Source organism: Mesobacterium pallidum (assembly GCF_019966535.1).
Taxonomy (GTDB): domain Bacteria; phylum Pseudomonadota; class Alphaproteobacteria; order Rhodobacterales; family Rhodobacteraceae; genus Mesobacterium; species Mesobacterium pallidum.
Map to the genome: position 1 here is coordinate 54565 of NZ_JAIMID010000017.1, position 21161 is coordinate 75725.

19 protein-coding genes and 1 pseudogene are annotated in these 21161 nt (G+C 65.4%); 14 read left to right on the forward strand and 6 right to left on the reverse strand.

What is annotated here, in order from left to right:
- Positions 1 to 40 precede the first annotated feature (40 nt).
- From MF270_RS20805 to MF270_RS20830, 6 genes and pseudogenes are all read left to right on the forward strand, one after another.
- Complete coding sequence (locus MF270_RS20805) at positions 41 to 1582, forward strand: sugar ABC transporter ATP-binding protein (protein ID WP_418887893.1); 1542 nt, start codon at positions 41 to 43, stop codon at positions 1580 to 1582.
- On the forward strand, positions 1579 to 2574 hold the full coding sequence (locus tag MF270_RS20810) for an ABC transporter permease (RefSeq protein WP_238367716.1): 996 nt from the start codon (positions 1579 to 1581) through the stop codon (positions 2572 to 2574). Before MF270_RS20805 ends, MF270_RS20810 begins: the two co-directional genes overlap by 4 nt.
- Positions 2571 to 3563: an ABC transporter permease gene (locus tag MF270_RS20815; RefSeq protein WP_238367717.1), complete on the forward strand. Its 993-nt coding sequence runs from the start codon at positions 2571 to 2573 to the stop codon at positions 3561 to 3563. Before MF270_RS20810 ends, MF270_RS20815 begins: the two co-directional genes overlap by 4 nt.
- Positions 3563 to 3877 (forward strand): L-rhamnose mutarotase, encoded by a 315-nt coding sequence (gene rhaM / locus MF270_RS20820; protein ID WP_238367718.1) that lies wholly within the window; start codon positions 3563 to 3565, stop codon positions 3875 to 3877. The genes MF270_RS20815 and rhaM overlap by 1 nt, the downstream gene beginning before the upstream one ends.
- Positions 3874 to 5262: an FGGY-family carbohydrate kinase gene (locus MF270_RS20825; protein ID WP_238367719.1), complete on the forward strand. Its 1389-nt coding sequence runs from the start codon at positions 3874 to 3876 to the stop codon at positions 5260 to 5262. Before rhaM ends, MF270_RS20825 begins: the two co-directional genes overlap by 4 nt.
- A 249-nt stretch (positions 5263 to 5511) precedes the next feature.
- A pseudogene (locus MF270_RS20830) lies at positions 5512 to 6127 on the forward strand (tyrosine-type recombinase/integrase); the annotation flags it as partial.
- Between the two features lie 59 nt (positions 6128 to 6186).
- Here MF270_RS20830 and MF270_RS20835 read toward each other — a convergent pair.
- Positions 6187 to 7479: a PQQ-dependent sugar dehydrogenase gene (locus MF270_RS20835; RefSeq protein ID WP_238367720.1), complete on the reverse strand. Its 1293-nt coding sequence runs from the start codon at positions 7477 to 7479 to the stop codon at positions 6187 to 6189.
- Positions 7480 to 7935: 456 nt separating this feature from the next.
- Here MF270_RS20835 and MF270_RS20840 point away from each other — a divergent pair, with 456 nt between their 5' ends.
- A complete protein-coding gene (locus tag MF270_RS20840; protein WP_238367721.1) occupies positions 7936 to 8943 on the forward strand; it encodes a LysR substrate-binding domain-containing protein in 1008 nt (335 codons plus the stop codon).
- Here the strand turns inward: MF270_RS20840 and MF270_RS20845 are convergent.
- From MF270_RS20845 to MF270_RS20870, 5 genes are all read right to left on the reverse strand, one after another.
- Positions 8889 to 9752: an alpha/beta hydrolase gene (locus MF270_RS20845; protein WP_238367722.1), complete on the reverse strand. Its 864-nt coding sequence runs from the start codon at positions 9750 to 9752 to the stop codon at positions 8889 to 8891. The two genes, MF270_RS20840 and MF270_RS20845, sit on opposite strands and share 55 nt — an antisense overlap.
- A gap of 49 nt (positions 9753 to 9801) precedes the next feature.
- Positions 9802 to 10212 carry a type 2 periplasmic-binding domain-containing protein gene (locus MF270_RS20850; RefSeq protein ID WP_238367723.1) on the reverse strand — a complete coding sequence of 137 codons (411 nt, stop codon included), beginning with the start codon at positions 10210 to 10212 and terminating at the stop codon, positions 9802 to 9804.
- Complete coding sequence (locus MF270_RS20855; protein ID WP_238367724.1) at positions 10212 to 10865, reverse strand: hypothetical protein; 654 nt, start codon at positions 10863 to 10865, stop codon at positions 10212 to 10214. The genes MF270_RS20850 and MF270_RS20855 overlap by 1 nt, the downstream gene beginning before the upstream one ends.
- A 16-nt stretch (positions 10866 to 10881) precedes the next feature.
- Entirely contained in the window at positions 10882 to 12828 is a 1947-nt protein-coding gene (locus tag MF270_RS20860; protein ID WP_238367725.1) for a tripartite tricarboxylate transporter permease, read from the reverse strand.
- Positions 12829 to 13803: 975 nt separating this feature from the next.
- Positions 13804 to 14472, reverse strand: coding sequence for a GntR family transcriptional regulator (locus MF270_RS20870; RefSeq protein ID WP_238367726.1), 669 nt, complete (start codon positions 14470 to 14472; stop codon positions 13804 to 13806).
- A gap of 182 nt (positions 14473 to 14654) precedes the next feature.
- Between MF270_RS20870 and MF270_RS20875 the strand changes: the two genes are divergently transcribed.
- The 7 genes from MF270_RS20875 (at position 14655) to MF270_RS20905 (ending at position 20945) form a co-directional block, all read left to right on the forward strand.
- Complete coding sequence (locus MF270_RS20875; RefSeq protein ID WP_238367727.1) at positions 14655 to 16070, forward strand: FAD-binding oxidoreductase; 1416 nt, start codon at positions 14655 to 14657, stop codon at positions 16068 to 16070.
- Positions 16071 to 16073: 3 nt separating this feature from the next.
- On the forward strand, positions 16074 to 17060 hold the full coding sequence (gene dctP / locus MF270_RS20880; RefSeq protein WP_238367728.1) for a TRAP transporter substrate-binding protein DctP: 987 nt from the start codon (positions 16074 to 16076) through the stop codon (positions 17058 to 17060).
- A 68-nt stretch (positions 17061 to 17128) separates the two neighbouring features.
- Complete coding sequence (locus MF270_RS20885; RefSeq protein ID WP_238367729.1) at positions 17129 to 17647, forward strand: TRAP transporter small permease; 519 nt, start codon at positions 17129 to 17131, stop codon at positions 17645 to 17647.
- A complete protein-coding gene (locus tag MF270_RS20890) occupies positions 17644 to 18933 on the forward strand; it encodes a TRAP transporter large permease (RefSeq protein WP_238367730.1) in 1290 nt (429 codons plus the stop codon). Before MF270_RS20885 ends, MF270_RS20890 begins: the two co-directional genes overlap by 4 nt.
- A 16-nt stretch (positions 18934 to 18949) precedes the next feature.
- A complete protein-coding gene (locus MF270_RS20895) occupies positions 18950 to 19681 on the forward strand; it encodes an SDR family NAD(P)-dependent oxidoreductase (protein ID WP_238367731.1) in 732 nt (243 codons plus the stop codon).
- Between the two features lie 11 nt (positions 19682 to 19692).
- The gene (locus MF270_RS20900; protein ID WP_238367732.1) at positions 19693 to 20556 is read left to right on the forward strand and encodes an alpha/beta hydrolase; all 864 of its coding nucleotides are present in this window, start codon (positions 19693 to 19695) and stop codon (positions 20554 to 20556) included.
- Positions 20553 to 20945: a RidA family protein gene (locus tag MF270_RS20905; protein WP_238367733.1), complete on the forward strand. Its 393-nt coding sequence runs from the start codon at positions 20553 to 20555 to the stop codon at positions 20943 to 20945. Before MF270_RS20900 ends, MF270_RS20905 begins: the two co-directional genes overlap by 4 nt.
- Positions 20946 to 21161 lie beyond the last annotated feature (216 nt).

Below are 21161 nucleotides of genomic sequence, written 5' to 3' on the forward strand. Positions count from 1 at the left end.
CCCGGGGCGCGCCCATTCCCATGATCCAGCGGAGGCCACGATGCAGATGAGCGTCGAGTCCCGGCAGTTCGACGGCACATCCGCGGATGTGCCCGTGCTCGAACTCAAGGACATCACCAAGACATTCCCCGGCGTGAAGGCGCTGGATGGCGTCTCGCTGGAGCTCTATCCCGGCCAGGTCACGGCCCTGATCGGCGAGAACGGCGCGGGCAAGTCAACGCTTGTCAAGACATTGACCGGCATCTACCAGCCCGACGGCGGCGCGATCCACGTCGCGGGAGAGCAGGTGCGTTTTGCGACCGCACAGGATGCCTCCGCCGCGGGGATTACGGCGATCCATCAGGAAACCGTTCTGTTCGATGAACTGACCGTGGCCGAGAACATCTTCATCGGTCACGCGCCGCACGGACGGTTCGGCCTGATCGACTGGAAGACGATGCGCGTTCGCGCTGCCGAAATCCTCGCGCGCATCGACGCCGATCTCGACCCGGACACGCCGCTGCGTGATCTTGGCATTGCATCAAAGCACCTCGTCGCCATCGCGCGCGCGCTGTCCGTCGATGCCCGCGTCGTGGTGATGGACGAACCCACCGCCGCGCTGTCGCACAAGGAGATCGAGGAGCTCTACGAACTTGTCGACCGCTTGAAGGCCGAGGGCCGCGCGATCCTGTTCATCTCGCACAAATTCGACGAAATCTTCCGCATCGCGGACCGTTACACCGTCTTCCGGGATGGCACCCATGTGGGCGCGGGGTTGATGACGGAGGTGACCGAGTCCGACCTCGTGCGCCTGATGGTCGGCCGTGACGTGAACCAGATATTCCCCGAGCGCGCCAGGAACCCGGGGGACGAGGTTCTGAAGGTGGCCGGCTACGCCCACCCCACCGAGTTCGAGGACATCAATTTCACCCTGCGCCGCGGCGAAATCCTTGGCTTTTACGGTCTCGTCGGGGCCGGGCGGTCAGAGGTGATGCAGGCCCTGTTCGGCATCACCAAACCGTCCAAGGGTGCCACTCGGATCGACGGCAAGATCAAGGTGATCCGCTCGCCCGCCGAGGCGGTGGAGGCCGGCATCGTCTATGTGCCCGAGGATCGTGGCAAGCAAGGCGCCGTCATTGGCGTGCCGATCTTCCAGAACGTGACGCTGCCGTCTTTGACACAGACCTCGCGCAACGGCTTCCTGCGCCTGTCCGAAGAATTCGCGCTCGCGCGGCAGTACACCGAGCGGCTGGACCTGCGGGCGGCGTCGCTAGACCAGGACGTCGGCAACCTGTCGGGCGGCAACCAGCAGAAGGTCGTTATCGCCAAGTGGCTTGCCACAAAGCCGCGCGTCATCATCCTGGACGAGCCGACCAAGGGCATCGACATCGGGTCCAAGGCCGCCGTCCATGCCTTCATGGCGGAACTCGCCGCCGAAGGGCTGTCGGTCATCATGGTCAGTTCGGAAATCCCGGAGGTGCTGGGCATGTCCGACCGCGTCATCGTCATGCGCGAAGGGCTGATCGCCGCCGAACTGGAAGGCAGTGACCTGACCCCGGAAACACTTGTCCGCTATGCTGCGGGGATCGGAGAGAGCGCATGAGCCTGCTCAAGTCACGCGAGGCCCTGCTCGGCGGAGCCATCCTGTTGCTGCTGGCGCTGATCGCCACGCGCTTCCCCGGTTTCGTCGCGCCGGACAACCTCGTGCGCGTCTTCACCGACACCTCGCCCCTGCTGATCCTCGCGCTCGGACAGACGGTGGTGATCCTGACGCGGTGCATCGACCTCTCGGTGGCGGCGAACCTTGCGCTGACGGGCATGGTCTGCGCCATGCTGAACGCGGCCATGCCCGGCGTGCCGATCGTGATGATCCTTTGTCTGGCGGTTTCGCTCGGTGCGGTGATGGGGATGGTGAACGGCCTGCTGGTGTGGAAGCTGTCGATCCCCTCCATCGTCGTGACGCTCGGCACCATGACGATCTACCGTGGCATCATCTTCCTTATCTCGGACGGCGCATGGGTGAATGCGCACGAGATGTCCGAAGCGTTCACCGGTTTCCCCCGCGCATCCATCCTCGGCCTGCCGGTGCTGGCGTGGTTCGGCATCCTTGCCGCCGCGGCCATGCTGCTGGCGATCAATCGGACACCGCTCGGGCGGGCCTTCTATGCGGTGGGCGGCAATCCGCACGCCGCCGTCTACACCGGGATTTCCGTGGGCCGGACGCAGTTCTGGGCATTCACGCTCTCGGGGGCGCTGGCCGGTCTGTGCGGCTATCTCTGGGTGGCGCGCTATGCCGTGGCCTATGTGGACATTGCTGGCGGCTTCGAGCTCGAAGTGGTCGCAGCCTGCGTCATCGGTGGCATTTCCATCGCCGGAGGCGCCGGGACCGTCGTCGGGACGATCCTTGGCGCGCTGTTTCTCGGCATCGTCAAGAACGCCCTGCCGGTGATCGACATCTCACCCTTCTGGCAGATGGCCATCTCGGGGACCGCGATCATCGTCGCCGTCACGCTGAACAATCGAAACGCCAAGGGCAAGGGCCGGATCATCCTGCGCCGCGCGCAGGAGCAGACCACCGAAGGAGCAACCGCATGAGTGACGCAAGCCTCACCCCGCGCAGCATCCCCGACCGCCTGCACAGCCCCTTCTCGCGGCTTCTGGCAAGCTGGGACTTGCTGCTTCTGCTGGTCGCGGTGGCGATCTTCATCGCCAATTCACTCGCCAGCCCGTATTTCCTGAACGCCTGGAACCTCAGCGACGCCACGTTCAACTTCACCGAAAAGGCGATGATCGCCTTTGCCATGGCGCTGCTCATCATCGCCGGAGAGATTGACCTGAGCGTTGCCGCGATCATCGCGCTGGTCTCCACCGCGATGGGTGCTGCGGCATCCGTCGGTGTCGGCACACCTGGCCTGGTGGCCATCGCGCTTGCGACGGGCATCGCCTGCGGGGCGTTCAACGGGTTGTTGGTGACGCGGATGGGCCTTCCGTCCATCGTCGTCACCATCGGGACCATGAGCCTGTTCCGAGGCATTTCCTACATCGTGCTGGGCGACGGGGCCTATCGTGACTACCCGTCGGACTTCTCCTATTTCGGGCAGGGGTACGTGTTCTGGGTGATCTCCTTCGAATTCGTCCTCTTCGCCTTGCTGGCCGTCGCCTATTACGTGCTTCTGCACCGCACCAACTTCGGGCGCACCGTCTTTGCCATCGGCAACAACCCGACGGCGGCGCAATTCTCGGGCATCCGGGTGGCGCGGGTGAAATTCATCCTTTTCCTGCTCACCGGGGTCATGTCCGCCGTGGCCGCGATCTGCCTGACCTCCCGGCTCGGCTCCACGCGGCCCTCGATCGGCATGGGATGGGAGCTCGAAGTGGTGACGATGGTCGTCCTGGGTGGTGTCTCCATCCTCGGCGGCGCAGGCTCGATCCCCGGCGTCGTCATCGCGGCCTTCGTCATGGGGTTGCTTACCTTCGGCCTTGGCCTGCTGAACGTGCCCGGCATCGTCATGTCGATCTTCATCGGCCTGATGCTGATCGGGGTGATCGCCCTGCCGCGCCTGTGGAAGATGTGGAGGAAGTGATGCAGAAGCACGCCTTTACCATGCAGCTCCACCCCGGTCAGGCGGCTGAATACAAGCGCCGCCACGACAAGATCTGGCCGGAACTGGTCGCCTTGCTGAAACAGGCGGGCGTGTCGGACTACTCGATCCACTTCGACCCGGACACGCATGTGCTGTTCGGCGTGCTCTGGCGCACCGACGATCACACCATGGACGCCCTGCCCGGCACCGAGATCATGCAGCGTTGGTGGGCGCATATGGCCGACATCATGGAAACGCACGCGGATAACGAGCCCGTCGCCAAGACCCTTCAGCCGATGTTCCATCTGCCATGAAGGTCGCCGTCCTCGACATCGGCAAGACCAACGCCAAGGTTGCGCTGGTCGACACCGACAGCATGACCGAAATCGCCGTGCTGACACGACCCAACCGGGTGCTGCCCGGCCCGCCCTATCCGCATTTCGACATTGACGGTATCTGGGCCTTCTGTCTCGACGGTCTGTGCAGGATGCAGGCCGACCACGGCGTTGACGAGGTCAGCGTCACCACCCACGGTGCCTGCTTTGTCCTGTTGGATGCCCAAGGGGCGTTGACCTGCCCGGTGCTCGACTACGAATACGACGGGCCGGACGCCATGGCTGGGGAGTATGACGCGCTCCGGCCTGCCTTTGCGGACACCGGGTCCCCGCGACTGCCAAAGGGGCTGAATGCCGGGGCGCAGCTACACTGGCTGGTGAAGACCCTGCCCGATCTCGGCGCGCGCACGGCGCAGGTGGTCAGCTACCCGCAATACTGGTCCGGGCGACTGACCGGGACTTTCGCGACGGAACCTACATCGCTGGGTTGTCACACGGACCTCTGGCTGCCGCAGGAAGGCCGTTTCTCGGATCTGCCCGATCACCTCGGGCTGACCATGGCCCCGCTGGCTGCCGCAAGCGACGAGGCCGGGACGATCCTCCGAGAGATCGCATCGGTCACGGGGCTGCGCTACGGTACCCCGGTCCGCTCCGGCATCCACGACAGCAACGCCTCCCTGTTGCCTTACCTGCATCGGACCGAGGGCGCGTTTTCCGTCGTATCCACGGGAACCTGGGTGATCTGCATGAGCATGGATGGCGACAGGGTCGCCCTGGATCCGACACGCGACACGCTGGTGAACGTGAACGCACTCGGCAATCCGGTGCCCTCCGCGCGCTTCATGGGCGGGCGCGAGTACGAACGCATCAAGCCTGAAACCTCCGACCCCACGCCGGAAGACATTCGCCTTGTCCTGGCCGAGGGCAAGGCTCTCCACCCCGCAGTGGAAACCGGCTCCGGGCCATTCCCCGGTCGCACCGGCGGCTGGAGTGACAGCGCGATGAGCCCAGGAGAAAAGGGCGCCGCCCTGTCGCTGTACCTCGCCTTGATGACTTCGACCTGCCTCGACCTGATCGGTGCGCGCGGGCCGATCATCGTCGAAGGTCCTTTCGCCCGCAACGAACTCTACCTCGATATGCTGAGGGTTCGCACGGGACGCGCGGTCTTGGTGTCGAACACAGCCACCGGAACCAGCCTTGGGGCCGCCCTGCTGTGCGTGCCTGGCGAAAGTGTCGGAGCCGCGCTTTCCGAGCGGCGTGACCGAACGAGTGATGTAGAAGGCCTTTCCGACTACGGCAGGCGTTGGCACCGGATTAGTACCGCGGCGCACAACCGGATGGCCGGAGACCCGGAACGTGCATGACGCTGGCGTGTCCACGTCCTTGCTGCGCCCGGCATGTGTCAGACGCTTTTCGTTCCGCTCCGGTAGGCGAAGATGCCCCCGACACCAAGGACTTCCAACTGCGCCTTCCTGACCTTCCTTTCCGGGCTGGGACCGAGGCCGCCGCCCCGAAGTCGCCGTTCAGACCTGACCGCAGCATGTTTGTGCCATGCTTGCGCGCCAGCAGGACGGTGGCGATGCGGTAGGGCGTGGCGGATCGGAGGAACTGCCATGCCTGCTGCAAACCTGCCCGCCATCCGTGCCTGCCGCCCAGCATGGAACAGGCGACGTATCCTTGGTCAGAAACGCCCCCTCCTGCCGAAACAGGTCTGGGCCATCAGGGTTCGGCTGGGATCGCGGAACGCCGCCGCGATCTTGCGCTGTTCAACCTGCCATCGACAGCAAGCTGGGAGGCTGTGACCTGGTCAAGCTGCGGGTCGTCGACGTCTTCGCGGCGACCCAGGTCAAGGAACGCGCTTCGATCATCCAGAACAAGACGGGGCGCCCCGTCCGCTTCGAGATCACCAAGGGCACGCGACGTTCATTGGCCCGCTGGAGGGCGGAGCCCCTCATGATCGGATCCGAGCGTCTTTGGCCGGGGCGTATCCGTGAACCTGTTCACATCTCGACACGACAGTCCGCCCGTCTCTGGCGCAGCCGGGTCTCGTCCATCGGGCTGGAACCGTCGTCGTATGGCACGCACTCCATGCGGAGGACCAAGGTGGCGCAGATCTACCGGAACACGGGGAACCTGCGGGCTGTCCAGCGCCTTCTCGGCCACACCAAGTTGGACAGCACGGTCCGGAATCTGGGTGTGGGCCTGGAAAATGAAAAGCACGTTGGCGAGATTGAATCTGCCTCTTCGGAATGTGACGCCCGCGCCCAGCTCGCGCAAACCGGCATACCTCAGGTCGCGCCCGAAACGCGCCAGATCACATCGCCAACGTCATCCGCCATCAGCAGCGATTTTCCATCAGGCCCCAGTGTCACGCCAACGGGCCGCCCGTAAGCCAGCTTCTCGTCCTCGGACAAGAAGCCGGTGAGAATGTCCCGCGCCGGGCCGCTCGGGGCTCCGTTGGCGAAGGGCACGAAGATCAATTTATAACCGCTGAGCTTCGAGCGATTCCAGGATCCATGCTGGCCGATCACCATGCCGGACCCGAAACCGGGCAGAGTCCCTTCCGGCATCCAGCACAGACCAAGCGAGGCCGTGTGGCCGCCGAGCGCAAAGTCAGGCGTGATCGCCTTGGCGACCATGTCCGGGTCCTGGGGGACGCGATCGTCCACCGTCTTTCCCCAGTAGCAATAGGGCCAACCGTAGAAGCCTCCGTCCTCGACAGACGTCAGATAGTCAGGCGGCGTTTCGTCGCCCAGACCGTCACGCTCGTTGACGACGGTCCAGAGCTTGCCCGTGACGGGTTCCCAGGCCATGCCGACGGCATTGCGCAGGCCGGACGCAAAGATGCGGGCCGTCCCGGACGCCAGATCCAACTCCCAGATCGCGGCACGGCCCTCCTCAACCTCCATGCCCTGATCACCGATGTTCGACAGGGATCCGACACCGGCATAAATCTTCGTGCCATCGGGCGACACGATCAGGCTACGCGTCCAATGGCCGTGCGGCTTGAACTCGACCAGAGTCTGTCCGCTGCCAGACAGTGACACGTCGCCCGGTCGGTAGTCGAAAACCTTGATCCCGTCGGTATTGCCGAGATAGAAGCGGGTCCCGACCAGTGCCATGCCGAAAGGCTGGTTCTGGTTCTCCACGAAAACTTCCCGGATTTCCGCCCTGCCGTCCCCGTCGGCATCCCGCCACAGGGTCACCCGGTTCGCGCTTTCTCCGATTGCCTTGACGCGCCGCATCGTCGCTTGCGCGGCGTGATCCATCAGGGTCCTTGGCGGCCCGGCCTGCTCCTTGGATTCAGCCACCAGAACGTCACCGTTCGGAAGGACCTCGATCCAGCGCGGGTGGTCGAGGCCCGTGGCAAAGGCGTTGACGGTCAGGCCGGGCGCACACGTGGGCACGCGGCCCTGTTTCCAGCCTTCCGCAGCGGGCATCTTCAGGGTCATGATCCCCTGTTTGCGCGCCTCGGGAATTTCAGGATCGCGACCGAAGGCTTGACGCGCGGGAGATCCCCTGCGCCGCACATAAGCGATTGTGCCGCCCACCAATGCGGTTGCCTTGGCGATAAGATCCATGTTCGCACCTCTCCATTTTTCAGGAACAGCCTATCGGACAACTTGATGCTGTGACAGGTGCTTCACCCGCTTGAGGGATCGCAAGCCGTTCGTGCCCGGGACGCGCTGGAAAGGGTCGGAAGAAATCGCGTTGCGGACGATAACGGCCCAAAACGGGCCTTCGTACAAGACGCAGCTGATGGCCGATCGCAGCCCATTCCGCGCCATCTACGATCCATGACAGTGGCCTCCTGGCATGAATCGTGGCCGTACACATCGGTTTTGGCAAGGCCGTGGTCGCGCCATCTACTCAAGTCTGCCGCCCGCTTTGCCCAGGAATGGCCTGCACCGGAGTGGCCGTGACGGGAATAACGCCGCTGTCCCGTCAGGACCGGTTGAGGGGGTCATTCCAGTTGGGTTGCGCTGATCGCCTCCTCGACGACCTGTACGAACATCGATCCCGACTGTATTGATAACATGATCCCAGTTGCGACCAAGAGCATGCCCGCCAGAGCCAGCATATTGTCCCGCCTGCATCTCCATGGGCTGCGCCATCTCGAAGCGGTGGTGCGGCTCGGGACGTTCGAGGCGGCCGCGCGCGAGTTGAACGTGACATCGGGCGCGGTCAGCCAGCAGATCCGTCGGCTCGAAGAAGGACTGGGCGTGTCGTTGTTCCAACGATTCGGCAACCGTTCCGAGCCCACGGACGCCGCGCGACAAATCGCGCAGACCCTGTCCGAAGCCTTTTGTCAGATCGAGCAGGCGCTCGAAATCGGCACTGGAAAATCCGGTTCGGCCTCCGTCAAGATCAAGCTTTATCAGACATGGGCGAACCGCTGGCTCATCCCGAGGCTCGAGGCCTTCTCGCATATGTATCCGGACATTTCCGTAGAATTCGAGACCGGGATCGAGAGTGTCAACGCGGGATGGGCGGACCTCGACATGGCGCTCAGCATGCGGGCCGAGGACTCGCCCGACTACACCCGCGTGCCTCTGTTCACGCCGCACCTTGTGGTGGTCTCGACGCCGGCCGTTGCCGAGCGGCTTGGCCCGGAGGTGAATCTGTCGCGGACGGCGCGGATTGCATCGCGCAATCGGATGGAGGACTGGCCCAACTGGATGGCAGCGGCCGGCCTGTCCGCGGATGACAAGAAGCCCCTGATGGTGTTCTCGAACTCGACGCTGCTCTACGAGGCTGCTCTGGCCGGCAACGGGGTGGCCATCGCGCAGCTGGAACTGGTTCTGCAGGACCTCGCCGACGGACGGCTGGTCCGGCCTGCGCCGACGATCATCGAGGCGGCATCGCCCATCGTCCTGCTGCGACCGGTGTCACGGGTCCGGCGCACGGCCGCCAGCGTGTTCCACGACTGGCTGGTCGCCGAAGCTGCCGTGCTGCGCGCGCGTACGCAAGCCTACCTTGCCGCGTCGTCTCAAGATGAGCCGGTGACCCGTTTGACGAAGGCGGTAATCTCGTCGGCGACGTGACCTGTGCGGAAGGCCTCGGCGCCGTGACCGACATTCGGGACGACTTGCAGCGTTGTGTTCACCCCGGCGTCGATCAGGCGGGTGGCGAAATCCGCGCTTTGTCGCCACGGCAGGACGTGGTCCTCGCGCCCATGCAGGATCAGAAAGGGCGGCGCATCGGACTGGATAAAGCTGGCCGGGCTGATCTCGCGCAGCAGGTCCGTGCGGTTCAACGGCGGTTCGCCGAACATCAGTCCGAGCGGGCTGTCGGCGCTCACATGGTCGACCTCGATCTCATCCGCGCCGTCCAGCAATTGGACCATGTCATACGCCCCGTAAACGGCGACGATCCCGCGCGGAGAAAGGTCCTCGACCGGGCGGAACGCCGCGTGATCCTTGGCGAGCACCGCCAGCGAGGCCAGATGCGCCCCCGCCGAGGTGCCTGCCAGGACCATGCGGTCGGGGTCGATGCCGTAGTCTGCAGCATGCGCGATCAGGTGGCGCAGCCCGTCACTGACGTCCTGCACCTGCGCCGGAAAGCGCGCGTGCTGGGCCAGCCGGTAGCCGATGCTGACAAGCGCAAAGCCGTGTTCGAGCACGAACATCGTGCGCACTGCGCGCCTGTCGCGGCGCTGCCAGGCGCCCGGGTGAAAGAACACCACGACCGGCAGGGGCCGCTTTGCGTCCCGTGGCAGATAGACGTCATAGGATTGCCGTTCGTGCGGGCCGAATGAGACGTCCCGGATCACCTCCACACCCGGAGGCACCTCGGGCAATGGGATGACGGTCCCGGTGTGCTTCGGTTTGGCTGTGGTCTGTTGCTCGGTCATTGATGGCCCTCTTGGAAGGCCCGGACCTTTCGGTCCGGGCGTGTCGTGATCATTCGGCAAGTTTGAAGCCGACCTTTTCGGAGTACCAATCCGCCAGCCATGTCCGCGCCTCGGGCGACAGGGTCGTCACCGTGCCCCAAAGCGCCCGAGCGTCCGCGCCGGTGTAGAGCTCGTACCCGCCAAGCGCCTTTTCGTTGGCGGCGCGGAACTCGGGGTTGGCGATGACCTTCTCGAAGGCGGCGCTGTAGGCATCGACCACCTCGGTCGGAGCCGACGACGGCAGGACGACCGCCTTGCCAACGGTGATGGCGGCGCTGGTCAGGGCGTAATATGCCTCGTAGGCCGGACCGGAGAGCGGCTCGCCATGAACCTGTTCGTAAAGCTCGATGAAGGTCGGAACGTCGGGGAAGTTCGGGTCACGCACGATCTCGCCCGACGGTGCGATGACGCCGCCCGACATCAGGGTGATCGCCTTACCAGCGGCTGGACGCTGCGCAGATAGGCGGCGGTTGTCTGGTGATCGACGTTGAATTCGCCGCGCTCGAAACCGATCCGGCCGCCGCCACGCTCAAGACCCCAGATGGATTTCACGTCGAAGCCCAGCAGGTCAAAGGACAAGACGGTCAGGATGTCGGCCGAATCCTGCCGCCCGCCGCCGAACACGAGGCTCGCGCCCTTCATGCCGGCGACGTCACCGGTGGCCGTGGCCCCGGTCGAGGGCGACACGCAATAGAGCGGCCCCATCGGCGCTATGAACACCGGCACGAACGCATCGAGCGTGAAGTCGATCTGCGGTGATCCCAGCGTGTTGGCGATGAAGATCGACGAGGACATGGCGAGGATGTCGGACCCGTCGGGATTGGCCCGCTTGGCAAAGCGGTTGGTCGACGGAATGCCGCCGCCGCCCGGCTCGTTGCGGACAAGGATCGTCGGCTCGTTTTCGAAGGCGCCGGACAGGTAGGGCGCGACGGCCCGCACCAGCGTATCGCTGCCGCCGCCTTCGCCGAATGGCACGGTGGCGTTGATCCGATCCAGGCCCAGATCCTGCGCGGCGGCAGGCAGGGACGTCGTCAGGGCCACGGCCCCGGCCAGCAAGATGGTCGAGAGTTTCATGGTTCATTTCTCCTCCTCAGAAGTAATCCCACGGGTTCAGCGAAAGGACCCAGCCGTCTGGCAGGAAGGTCCCCGATTGATAGGTCAGGAACAGGTAGACCCCGACGATGCCCACCACGCCTGCGACCACGGCGAGTGGCTTGGCGCGGGCCTCGACCGTCAGGAAGGCGGCGATGAACAGCGCGGCACCGGCGAAGAACCCGAAACAGGCCATGGACAGCACGGCGGCGACCAGCCAGGCGGCGGTATGCGCAAACGACACCGAGTAGCGGGGGCCGGTCACATGGCTGTCCTCAAGCGCCGAAGGGGCGCCGCGTCCCAGTTGCAGCAGGACCACCGCAGAGGCCGCGAGACCAAAGCCCCCCGCCACCATCGGGAACATGCGCCCGAGCGGCTGAAGGTCCTTCACCATCCAGAGGGCGGCGGCAAAGAACACCGCCAACAGCGCAGGCAGGACCAGCTGCGCGGGCCGGGTCTGGCGGATGCGGTCGATCTCCTCGGACGGTTCGGCCGATTTCGCCAACTGCTGCTTGATCGAGTTGCCGAGGATCGCCAGGACCACGACCAGCAGGACCAGAACGATGGGCCGGGACAGGAACTCGGTCAGGCTGTAAAGCTGGGCGGTCTGGTACAGTGACTTTTCAAGATTCTGCTGAAGCACGAAGCCGATCAGGAAGGCCGGGCGCGAGAACCCGAACCGCCGCATCGCCACGCCGATGACCCCGAACAGCAGGATCAGGAACAGATCGCGCGGGTCTCGATTGATTTGCAGCGTGGCAAAGCTGATGGCCACGATCAGGAAGGGCGCGATCCAGGCAAAAGGGATCAGCGTCAGCTTGGCCAGGTGGCGGGCGAACAGGAAACAGGCCCCTGCCCCGAGGATATTGGCCAGAGCCAGGCTCCAGATCATCAGGTAGGTCAGGTCGATATCCTGCGTCAGCATCCCCGGACCCGGCTGGATGCCAATGAGGATCAGCGCCGACAGAAGCAGTGCGGTCGACCCCGAGCCCGGCACGCCGAACAGCAGCGTCGGCACCAGCGCCCCGCCGAGAACCGCATTGTTCGAGCTTTCGACGCCGATCACGCCACGCACGTCGCCCTTGCCGAATTTGCTCTTGTCCTTGGCCGAGCGCACGGTCTGGCCGTAGACGATCCAGTCCACCACGGCGCCGCCGACCCCCGGCATCGCACCGATCAGGCAGCCCACCGTGGCCGAGCGCAGCACGATCCACTTGTTGCGCAGGACGTCGATCACGCCCTGCCGCGTGCCGTTGCCAAGGCTGGGCCGGTCCGAGATCGAGCGGTTCTGCTGGATCAGGTCGACGATCTCGGGGACGACGAAGACGCCGATCACGCAGGCGATCAGCGGCAGCCCATCGCCCAGATAGAACAGGCCCAGATCCAGCCGCTGCTCGCCGCTCGCCGGCGCGAAGCCGACCGAGGCGACGACCATCCCGAAGGCACAGATCGCAACGCCCTTGGCAAGGCTCTTGCCAGAGAGTGCGGCGACGCTGGCCACTCCGAAGAGGATCATCATCAGGATTTCCGGGATGCCGAACCACAGGATCACCTGCTTGGCCGATTGCAGGGTCAGTGTCAGGACGATCGCCCCGAACAGCCCGCCGATGACGGAGCTCAGAAACCCCGCTGAAAGCGCCCGCGCCGCCTGTCCCTGCTTGGCCATGGGAAAGCCGTCCAGCACCGTGGCCTGGGACGAGGCCGAGCCCGGCACCCCCAACAGGACAGAGGTGATCGTGTCGCCGGTGCTGACGGTCGCAAGCATGCCAATGACCATCGCCATCGCCGCGCTCGGATCCATACCGTAGATGAAAGGGATAAGCAGAGAAAGTCCCGCGGCCCCGCCAAGCGCCGGCAGGATCCCCACCACGAGGCCCAGCAAGGCGCCGAACACCAGGTCGAGTATCGCCGACGTACCTGTCAGCGTCTGGAATGCCTCGAACATGTATCCTCCCGTATCGGCTCTCCTGACCGATGAGGATCACTGTGGCATCTGGTCAGGGTTAGTTAAAATGATAGTTTCTATTCATGGCATTAGATTTTCTAACCCATGAAGCCGTGACCATGATCTGCGGTCGTATTTGGGTTCGGGTGAATCCACGATACGTCAGAGGCCGGCAGCCTTCTGCGCGTTGCTGCCGTTTGCGTCTGTCGCCGCGGACCTCCGCTGCCATCGCCGTCTCGAGTGTCGGCGCTCCGATCTGGAGTTTCTTGCCAGCTCCCCTGCCCCATTCCAACGCAAGCCCCATGGCCGTTTGGCGTGCAGCGTCAGAAGAAATGGTGCGAAACCGCCCGATCAGGACCCGATGTGTTTGCCCGCCAATGTCCTTCGGGAAGAACCAGGTCTTCGAGCGTTTGCCGACGTGGAGCACGAGGCCCTTCACCTCGCTGTCCCAATGCTTGTCGGTCCCGGAATTTGTCTGTGGAACCTTGCGGGCGAAGGTCTCCGCAAGCTTCGGTGTTTTGTCTGAATTCTGTCGTAAAGGGCACGATACTCGACGCTAGCCACGCAATACAAATTCGAACAAAATTAGATAGTTAGAAACCCAACGCCAGCGTACGAAACTCACAACGCCTCGTTGGAAGGTTGAGTCTTGCCGCTACACAACGCCCACTCGGTGCCGAAGGTGTTATGACATGCCGTTTTTGGGACCAAAGGCGAATTCATCGGACCATGCCGCCAGCGCTGTGAGGACTTGGGGACATCCCTCGCAATGCGCACTTGGGAAGGCAGATGGCGTTGGGCGCAGAGCACGCGTACCAGGGAGGGAACCGGGACAACACCGGTCGAATCTCCGCACTCTCCTCCAGAATGAGGTACCGGCGCCGTGCTCGACGCGTCCCGCCGAGCCCGGTACGACGCATGACCCAGCGTTTGAGCCGTTTCACCCGCGCGGGTCAGGCCGGACGCGCGAAGACATCACTCGGTGTGGGTGGACAGGAGTTCCTCGACCGCGGTCGCCGTGTTCTGCAGATGGGCCGACATGAGCGACAGCGCCGTTTCGACATCCCGCCGGATCACCGCCTGGGCGATGGTTTCATGCTCGTTGATCATCTTCTCGACACGGCTCCGCGACGTGCGGAAGGACAGCAGGCGCAGGTTGCGGTAACGCTCGGAATGGTCCGCCAGCATGTTCCAGATGTGCAGCGACCAGTCCGACCCGCAGGGCTGCACCAGCGCAAAATGGAAGGCGCGGTGCAGTCGTTCCCACTCGGCCTCGCGCTCACGATCCTCGGGGCCGGTCGGCAGGTCCGCGTGGTTGAGCAGGTAGAGATGGCGCAGCACGTCCGCCTCCCAGACCTTGGTTCCGTTCTCCATGGCCCGCTCAAGGCACCAGGCCTCGATCTTCTGGCGCGTGTCCGTCAGGTCCCGCAGCTCGGCCACAGAGGTTTCACGCACGCGCGCCCCACGATTGGCTTCGGTCACGACCAACCCTTCCGAGCTGAGCCGCATGAGCGCCTCGCGGATCGGGGTCAGTCCCAGCTGGAACTTTCCGTTCAGTTCGGCCACGCGCAAACGCTGCCCCGGCTGCAGACCGCCCCGCAGGATTTCGGTGCGCAATTTTTCATAGGCCGAAGCTGGTTCCATCTAAACATCCATATTTAATGTTGACTTTCATATTTTATAAAACTTGAGTGATGTCATGTCAAACGCCAAGAATCGTAAAACGGCCTGGAGGACACGATGACACTGCAAGCTGGGCCGGTCATACAGGCCACCAAGGCCAATCGTCGCGCCATGACGCGCCGTCGTCGCCGGTCGGTGGCGTCATGACGGCCGTCATGGAACGCAGCCTTGGGGCCCGGCGCGATGCCGCGCTGGCCGCGGCGGTAGAACAGGGTCCGCTGCGGGCCGGCTTCCTGCCGGCCGGTCCCGGGCTCGACCGCTATCACACCGATTGGTACGGCACGGCGGATGTCACGGCGCCGGTACTGCGCCCATCCGATACCGAGGCCGTGCGCGCCGCCCTGCTGCTGTGCCGCGAACACGGGATAAGGCTGGTGGTCCAGGGCGGCATGACCGGGCTCGTACGGGCCTGCCTGCCCCAGTCCGGAGAGGTCATCCTGTCCAGCGAACGCCTGCAGGGGGTCGAGATCGACGCCCGCCAATCGACCGCGCTGGTCGGGGCGGGGGTGACGCTGGCCGCGCTCGATGCGGCGGCGCGGAGCCACGGGCTGATGTTCCCGGTCGACATGGGCAGCCGCGGCTCGGCGACGCTGGGCGGCATGATCGCCACCAATGCCGGAGGCAACCGGGTGCTGCGCTACGGCATGACCCGCGCCTCGGTGCTGGGGCTCGAGGCGGTGCTGCCGGACGGGACGATCCTGTCCAACCTGTCGCCTCTCTTCAAGAACAACACCGGCTACGATCTCAAGCAGTTGCTCGTCGGCAGCGAAGGGACGCTCGGGATCGTCACCCGCGCCCTGGTGCAGCTGGTCCCGGTGCCGCAGGCGCGCCGCGTGGCGCTGGTCTCGGCCCGGACCCTGGCCGATGCGATGGCGTTCCTGGTGCACGCCCGCGCCACGCTCGGGCCGATGCTCAGCGGGTTCGAGATCATGTGGCGCGACTACACCGACGTGGCGCTGGCGCTGCCTGCGGCCTCCCCTGTCAAGGGCTTCGCCTTCGACGCGCTGACCGTTCTGCTCGAGGTCACCGGCGCCAGCGAGGATGCCGTGACCGAGGCCCTCGAGACATGTGTCGGGGATCACCTGGAACGGCACCCGGACACGGATGCCATCGTCGCGCAATCCGAGGCGCAGGCCGATACGCTCTGGACCCTGCGCGACCTCAGCGGAGAGGCGGCCACCGCCTTCGCCCCCTTCGCCGGCTTCGACGTGAGCCTGCCGCTGGACGAGATGGAGGGCTGGGTCGCCGAGGCGCGGGGCGGCCTTGCCGCGGCCGGCTTCGACCGGGTCCAGTTCTACGGCCACCTCGGCGACGGCAACCTGCACGTGGTCGTCGCCCTTGGTGACAAGGCCCGAAAGGATGCAGCCGAAGAGATCGTCTACGGCGCGCTTGCCGGTCGTCGCGGCTCGGTGTCGGCCGAGCATGGCATCGGCATGTCCAAGCGGCGCTGGCTGCCGCTGTCCCGGACACCCGAGGAGCTTTCGGTGATGCGCCGGCTCAAGTCGGCCTTCGACCCGGACGGAATTCTCAACAACAACAGACTGTTCAACAAGGAGTAACCCATGAAACACGCAAGATACATGACCTCGCTGGCCCTGGCCTGCGCCTTGGGCCTCGCTGGCGCGGCCAGCGCGGAAACCGAGATCCGGATCTCGACCGCAGCGCCGGGCAATGCGCCGCTGACCGATGCCTTCAACCATATCGCCGAGGTCATGAACACGACCTACCCGGACGACATTGAGGTGACCGTTCACCATTCGAGCACCCTGTTCAAGCAGGGCACCGAGCTCCCGGCGATGCAGCGCGGCAACCTCGAGATGGCCTCGCCCGTCACCTTCGAGATCGAGCAGCAGCTGCCCGAATACGGCGTTTTCGGCGCCGCCTACCTCTTCCGTGACAGCGCGCATATGCTCAAGGTCTTCGGCGGCGAGATGGGCCAGCAGTTCTACGACGACGTCGCGGAAAAGATGGGCATCGTGATCCTCAGCACCGCCTATCTTGGCACCCGCACGGTCAACCTGGCCGAGGCGCGCGAGGTGACCGGGCCCGATGACCTCAAGGGCGTCAAGATGCGGATGCCCCCGGGGCCGGCATTCCAGACCCTGGCCTCGGCCCTGGGCGTGACGCCCGTCGCCATGCCGATCACCGAGGTCTACCTGGGCCTCAAGACCGGCGCGATCGACGCGCAGGACAACCCGACCAACATGACCCGCGACTGGAAATTCGACGAGCAGACCGAGCAGGTGATCCTGACCAAGCACCTTGTTCAGCCGGTGTTCATCGCGATCAACAAGGACGTCTTCGACGGGCTGACGCCCGAGCAGCAGGCGACGCTGCGCGAGGCCGCCCAGGAAGGCGCCGCGCTGCAGATCGAGAAGACGCTCAAGGATGAAACCGACGCCATCCAGACCTTCCTCGACCGGGGCCTGACCATCACCGAGGTCGACACCGAGCCCTTCCGCGCCGCCGTCTGGGCCGCCTACGAAGAGCAGGGCCTGACCGACGCCTGGAAGCCGGGACTCGCCGACGCGATTGCCGCGACCGAGTGATCCGGACCGGGCCCGGCGGCCCCTGACTGCCGGGCCCACCCAAAAGACCTCAAAGACACGGAGCACCCATGTATCGCACCGCGACAGCGCGCCTGTCGGCCTTGGCCGAGGCGATCACCACACTCGGCATGGGGGCCCTCTTTGCGCTCTTCATCTACGGCATCGTGATGCGCCACGCCTTCGGCATCCCCCAGACCTGGGTCGACGAGGCGGTCACGCTGCTGGCCACCTGGCTGATCTTCTGGGCCGGCGCCTTCGTGCTGAACTGGAGCGATTACATCTCGTTCGACGTGGTCTTCCGCCTTGTCCCCGAGGGCGGCAAGCGCGCCATGCTGATCGCCGGTTGCCTCGGGTTCATCCTGGTGATCGGCCTCTCGATCTACGGGATCGTCGATTACATCGCCTTCATGAAGATCATGACCACCGACATGATGCGCCTGCGCCTCGACTGGGTCTATTCGATCTTTGCCGTGTTCCTGGTCGGCGTCACGCTGCGCCTTGCCATCCTTGCGGCCCGGCTGACCTTTGGCGACTGGCGCGCGGTCATCGCCTCGCTCGACGCCGCCCCGCAGGAGGATGTCCTGTGACCTATGGCCTCTGGGTTCTTTGCGCGACCTTCGTGACCGGCGCGATCCTGCGCCTGCCGCTGTCGCTGTCTATGTTCGGTGCGGGCGCGGTCTATTTCCTGGCCACCGACCAGGACGTCGGCCTGCTGGCCGACCAGGTGATGGCGCAGATGACCGGCACCTACGTGCTGGTCGCCATCCCGATGTTCATCCTGGCCGCCAACGTGATGAATGCCGCCGGCATCAGTGAACGGCTCTGGGCCGCGGCCGATGCGATCATGGGCCGGTTCCGCGGCGGCACCGGCCATGTCACCGTGCTGGTCAGCATCATCTTTTCCTCGATGAGCGGGTCGGCCGTGACCGATGCCGCCGGGCCGGGCATGGTGTCGATCCGCATGATGCGCCAGTTCGGCAAGTTCCCGGGCGAGCTGGCGGTGGCCGTTGCCGCGGCCGGGTCGGTGATCGCGCCGGTCATCCCGCCCTCGATCCCGCTGGTGATCTACGCCATGCTTTCGGGTGCCTCGGTCGGCGGGCTGTTCCTTGCCGGGATCGTGCCGGGACTGCTGATGGGTCTCACCATCATGCTGACCGTCGCGCTGGTGGCCAAGCGGCACGGGCTGCCCGCGGGCCGCGCCGCCAGCCTGTCCGAGGCGCTGCCGGCCTTTGGCCGCGCCACCATGCCGATGACGCTGCCGGTGGTGCTGCTGGGCGGGATCTGGACCGGATGGTTCAGCCCGACCGAGGCCGCCGCCGTCGCCGCGCTCTGGGCGATGATCCTCGGCCTGGTCGTGCTGCGCAGCTACCGCATCGGCCAGCTGGGCGCGACGTTCCGGGAATCCGTGCGGCAGATGGCCTCGACCATGCTGCTGATCGCCTCGGCCTTCGTGGTCAACTACGCGATCGCCAACGAAGGGCTCGCCGCCGCGCTGGGGCAGATGCTCGAGGCGGCCGACGTGTCGCAGCTGCAGTTCCTGCTGATCGTGAACGTCCTGCTGCTCCTGCTGGGCTGCTTCCTCGACGGGTCGGTGATCCTGCTGGTCTTCATCCCGCTGCTCTTGCCCTCGGCCGAGGCGCTTGGCCTCGACCTGATGTATTTCGGCGTCGTCGTCGTCATCAACTTCATGATCGGGCTGATCACCCCGCCCTATGGCCTCGTGCTTTTCGTGCTCGCCTCGCTCACCGGGGTGCCGATCCAGAAGATCTTCCGCGCCGTCGTGCCGTTCTTCCTGGCGCTGATCGGTTTCCTCGCGCTGCTCATCCTCTTCCCCGACATCGTGCTCTTCCTCCCGCACGCGTTCGGCTACTGACCAAGGACCTCTCCTCATGACTTCTTCCCGAACCGCATTCGTGACCGGCGCCGCGCAGGGCATCGGCTTTGCCATCGCCGAACGGCTGGCCACCGACGGGTTCCGCACGATCCTGATCGACCGCAACGCCGAGGCGGTCGCGGCCGCCGCCGCGCGCCTGGCCGAGGCCGGGCACGACTGCGTCGCCCGCCCCGCCGACGTGACCGACCGCGACGGGATCGTCGCGCTGCTCGATGCCGAGGCGCGCGTGGACGCGGTAGTCACCGCCGCCGGGCTTTACTGGGACCGCGCGCTGTTCGATCTGACCGAGGAGGACTTCCGCAAGATGATGGAGGTCAACCTGATCGGCACCTTCATCCTGGCGCAGGAGGCGGCCAGGCGGATGACCGAGGGCGGCCGCATCGTCACCATCTCGTCGCGCGGCGCCCTGGGCGGCACCCGGTTCGCCCATTACGTCGCCTCCAAGGCGGCCGTGGTCGGGCTGACCCGCGCCATGGCGATGGAACTGCGCGCCCGCCGGATCACCGTGAACTCGGTCGCGCCCGGCTTTACCGACACGCCGATGACCCGCTCGGCCCCCTCCGAGATGTTCGAGGCCTGGGAGGCGCTCGAGCCCAACGGCCGCGCGGCGAGCCCCACCGAGATCGCGTCCTCGGTCGCTTATCTCTGTTCGCCCGATGCCGGTTTCGTCACCGGGCAGACGCTGTTCGTGGACGGCGGCAAGTCGCTTGGCGGCCTGAACATCTGAGCGGGCCGGACATGTCATTGCTGAATTTCCACCTGGACCCGCAACCCGCCCTGCCGTTCCACGCCGCGGCCCTGTTCGCCGAACAGGCCCTGGCTGCCTCGGCCGGCGACTGGCCCGGCGTGCGCAGCATCCGCGACATCGCCTTCGGCCCCGAGCGGTGGCAAAGGTTCGACGTCTTCGCCCCCGAGGGCGAAGCCACAGGCCGCGACGTGGTCATCTTCCTGCATGGCGGCGGCTGGACCCATGGCTACAAGGAGTGGTGCGGGCTCATGGCGCCCGGCATCACCGCGCGCGGCGCGCTGCTGGTCGCGCCGACCTACCGGCTGGCGCCTGCGCATCGCTACCCCGTGCCCGTGCTCGACACGCTCGCGGCCATTGCCGCCATACGGTCACGCATCGTCGAATGGGGCGGAGACCCGGACCGGCTGTTCCTGGGCGGGCATTCCGCGGGCGGGCACATCGCCATGCAGGCCGCGCTGAACCCGGCACTCTGGACCGACGCGCCGTTCGAAGCGCTCAAGGGCTGCCTGCCGCTCAGCGGCATCCTTGATCTGCGCCACCCCGCGCCGCCAGCGGGCAGCCTGGAAGCGCGCGTCTACGAGTTGGTGCTGGCCGATCCATCGCAGGACGCCGAGGCGAGCCCGCTGCCCGCCCTCTGCCGCCTGTCGGTCCCGACGCATTTCTGCTGGGGCATGCGTGACAGCGCGCGCGTCCGCCAGTCGAACGAAGCCGCCCGCGCGATGCTGGGCGATCCGTCGGACCTGGCCAGCTTCCACCGTGCCGACGCCGACCACTTCGGCACACAACTCGCGCTGATCGACCCCGGTCACCGCTGGTACGACGACCTGCAAACCATGAGGGACCGACCCAGATGAAGGAAGAAATCACCGGCGGCCTGCCGCCGGCGCCGCAACCGTTTTCCTGGGGCATTCGTGCAAGCGGGATGCTCTACACCACCCATGGCCCGATCACGGCCGAAGGCGCGATCCTGCAGGGCGACATCACCCGGCAGGCCGAGCTGACCTTCGACAACATGCGCGCGGTGCTCGAAGAGGCCGGCGGCACCTTGGACGACATCGTGCAGGTGCAGATCTTCCTGGTGGACGTGGCGGACATGAAGGCGGTCGATGCCGTCTACGCCCGGTACTTCAAGCCGCCCTACCCCAATCGCGCGAGCCTTGTCGTTGCGGCGCTGGTCGCCGAAGGCATGCGGATCGAGGTGACCGCCATCGCGGATTTGAACGCCAACCTACTGTCTGACTGAGGTGCCCGTGGATTTGTAGACGCTTTGCGCCCTGACATTGAGGCGAGGAGGCCGACACCGGGACAAGCGACTACAGCGACGAGGTCAAGCGGGATGCGGTGCATCAGATCACGCTGCGGGTCTGTTCGGTGCAGGAGGCATCTGGGCGTTTGGGCGTCAGCACGCATTTTCAGTACAAGCGGTAGAAGCAGTTCGGGGAGCCGGGCGTAGACCACG

Bases quoted from the DNA above. Each gene is read 5' to 3' on its own strand.
- MF270_RS20805 (WP_418887893.1), top strand. From the start codon at position 41: ATGCAGATGAGCGTCGAGTCCCGGCAGTTCGACGGCACATCCGCGGAT.
- MF270_RS20810 (WP_238367716.1), top strand. From the start codon at position 1,579: ATGAGCCTGCTCAAGTCACGCGAGGCCCTGCTCGGCGGAGCCATCCTG.
- MF270_RS20815 (WP_238367717.1), top strand. From the start codon at position 2,571: ATGAGTGACGCAAGCCTCACCCCGCGCAGCATCCCCGACCGCCTGCAC.
- rhaM (WP_238367718.1), top strand. From the start codon at position 3,563: ATGCAGAAGCACGCCTTTACCATGCAGCTCCACCCCGGTCAGGCGGCT.
- MF270_RS20825 (WP_238367719.1), top strand. From the start codon at position 3,874: ATGAAGGTCGCCGTCCTCGACATCGGCAAGACCAACGCCAAGGTTGCG.
- MF270_RS20835 (WP_238367720.1), bottom strand. From the start codon at position 7,479: ATGGATCTTATCGCCAAGGCAACCGCATTGGTGGGCGGCACAATCGCT.
- MF270_RS20840 (WP_238367721.1), top strand. From the start codon at position 7,936: ATGATCCCAGTTGCGACCAAGAGCATGCCCGCCAGAGCCAGCATATTG.
- MF270_RS20845 (WP_238367722.1), bottom strand. From the start codon at position 9,752: ATGACCGAGCAACAGACCACAGCCAAACCGAAGCACACCGGGACCGTC.
- MF270_RS20850 (WP_238367723.1), bottom strand. From the start codon at position 10,212: ATGTCGGGCGGCGTCATCGCACCGTCGGGCGAGATCGTGCGTGACCCG.
- MF270_RS20855 (WP_238367724.1), bottom strand. From the start codon at position 10,865: ATGAAACTCTCGACCATCTTGCTGGCCGGGGCCGTGGCCCTGACGACG.
- MF270_RS20860 (WP_238367725.1), bottom strand. From the start codon at position 12,828: ATGTTCGAGGCATTCCAGACGCTGACAGGTACGTCGGCGATACTCGAC.
- MF270_RS20870 (WP_238367726.1), bottom strand. From the start codon at position 14,472: ATGGAACCAGCTTCGGCCTATGAAAAATTGCGCACCGAAATCCTGCGG.
- MF270_RS20875 (WP_238367727.1), top strand. From the start codon at position 14,655: ATGACGGCCGTCATGGAACGCAGCCTTGGGGCCCGGCGCGATGCCGCG.
- dctP (WP_238367728.1), top strand. From the start codon at position 16,074: ATGAAACACGCAAGATACATGACCTCGCTGGCCCTGGCCTGCGCCTTG.
- MF270_RS20885 (WP_238367729.1), top strand. From the start codon at position 17,129: ATGTATCGCACCGCGACAGCGCGCCTGTCGGCCTTGGCCGAGGCGATC.
- MF270_RS20895 (WP_238367731.1), top strand. From the start codon at position 18,950: ATGACTTCTTCCCGAACCGCATTCGTGACCGGCGCCGCGCAGGGCATC.
- MF270_RS20900 (WP_238367732.1), top strand. From the start codon at position 19,693: ATGTCATTGCTGAATTTCCACCTGGACCCGCAACCCGCCCTGCCGTTC.
- MF270_RS20905 (WP_238367733.1), top strand. From the start codon at position 20,553: ATGAAGGAAGAAATCACCGGCGGCCTGCCGCCGGCGCCGCAACCGTTT.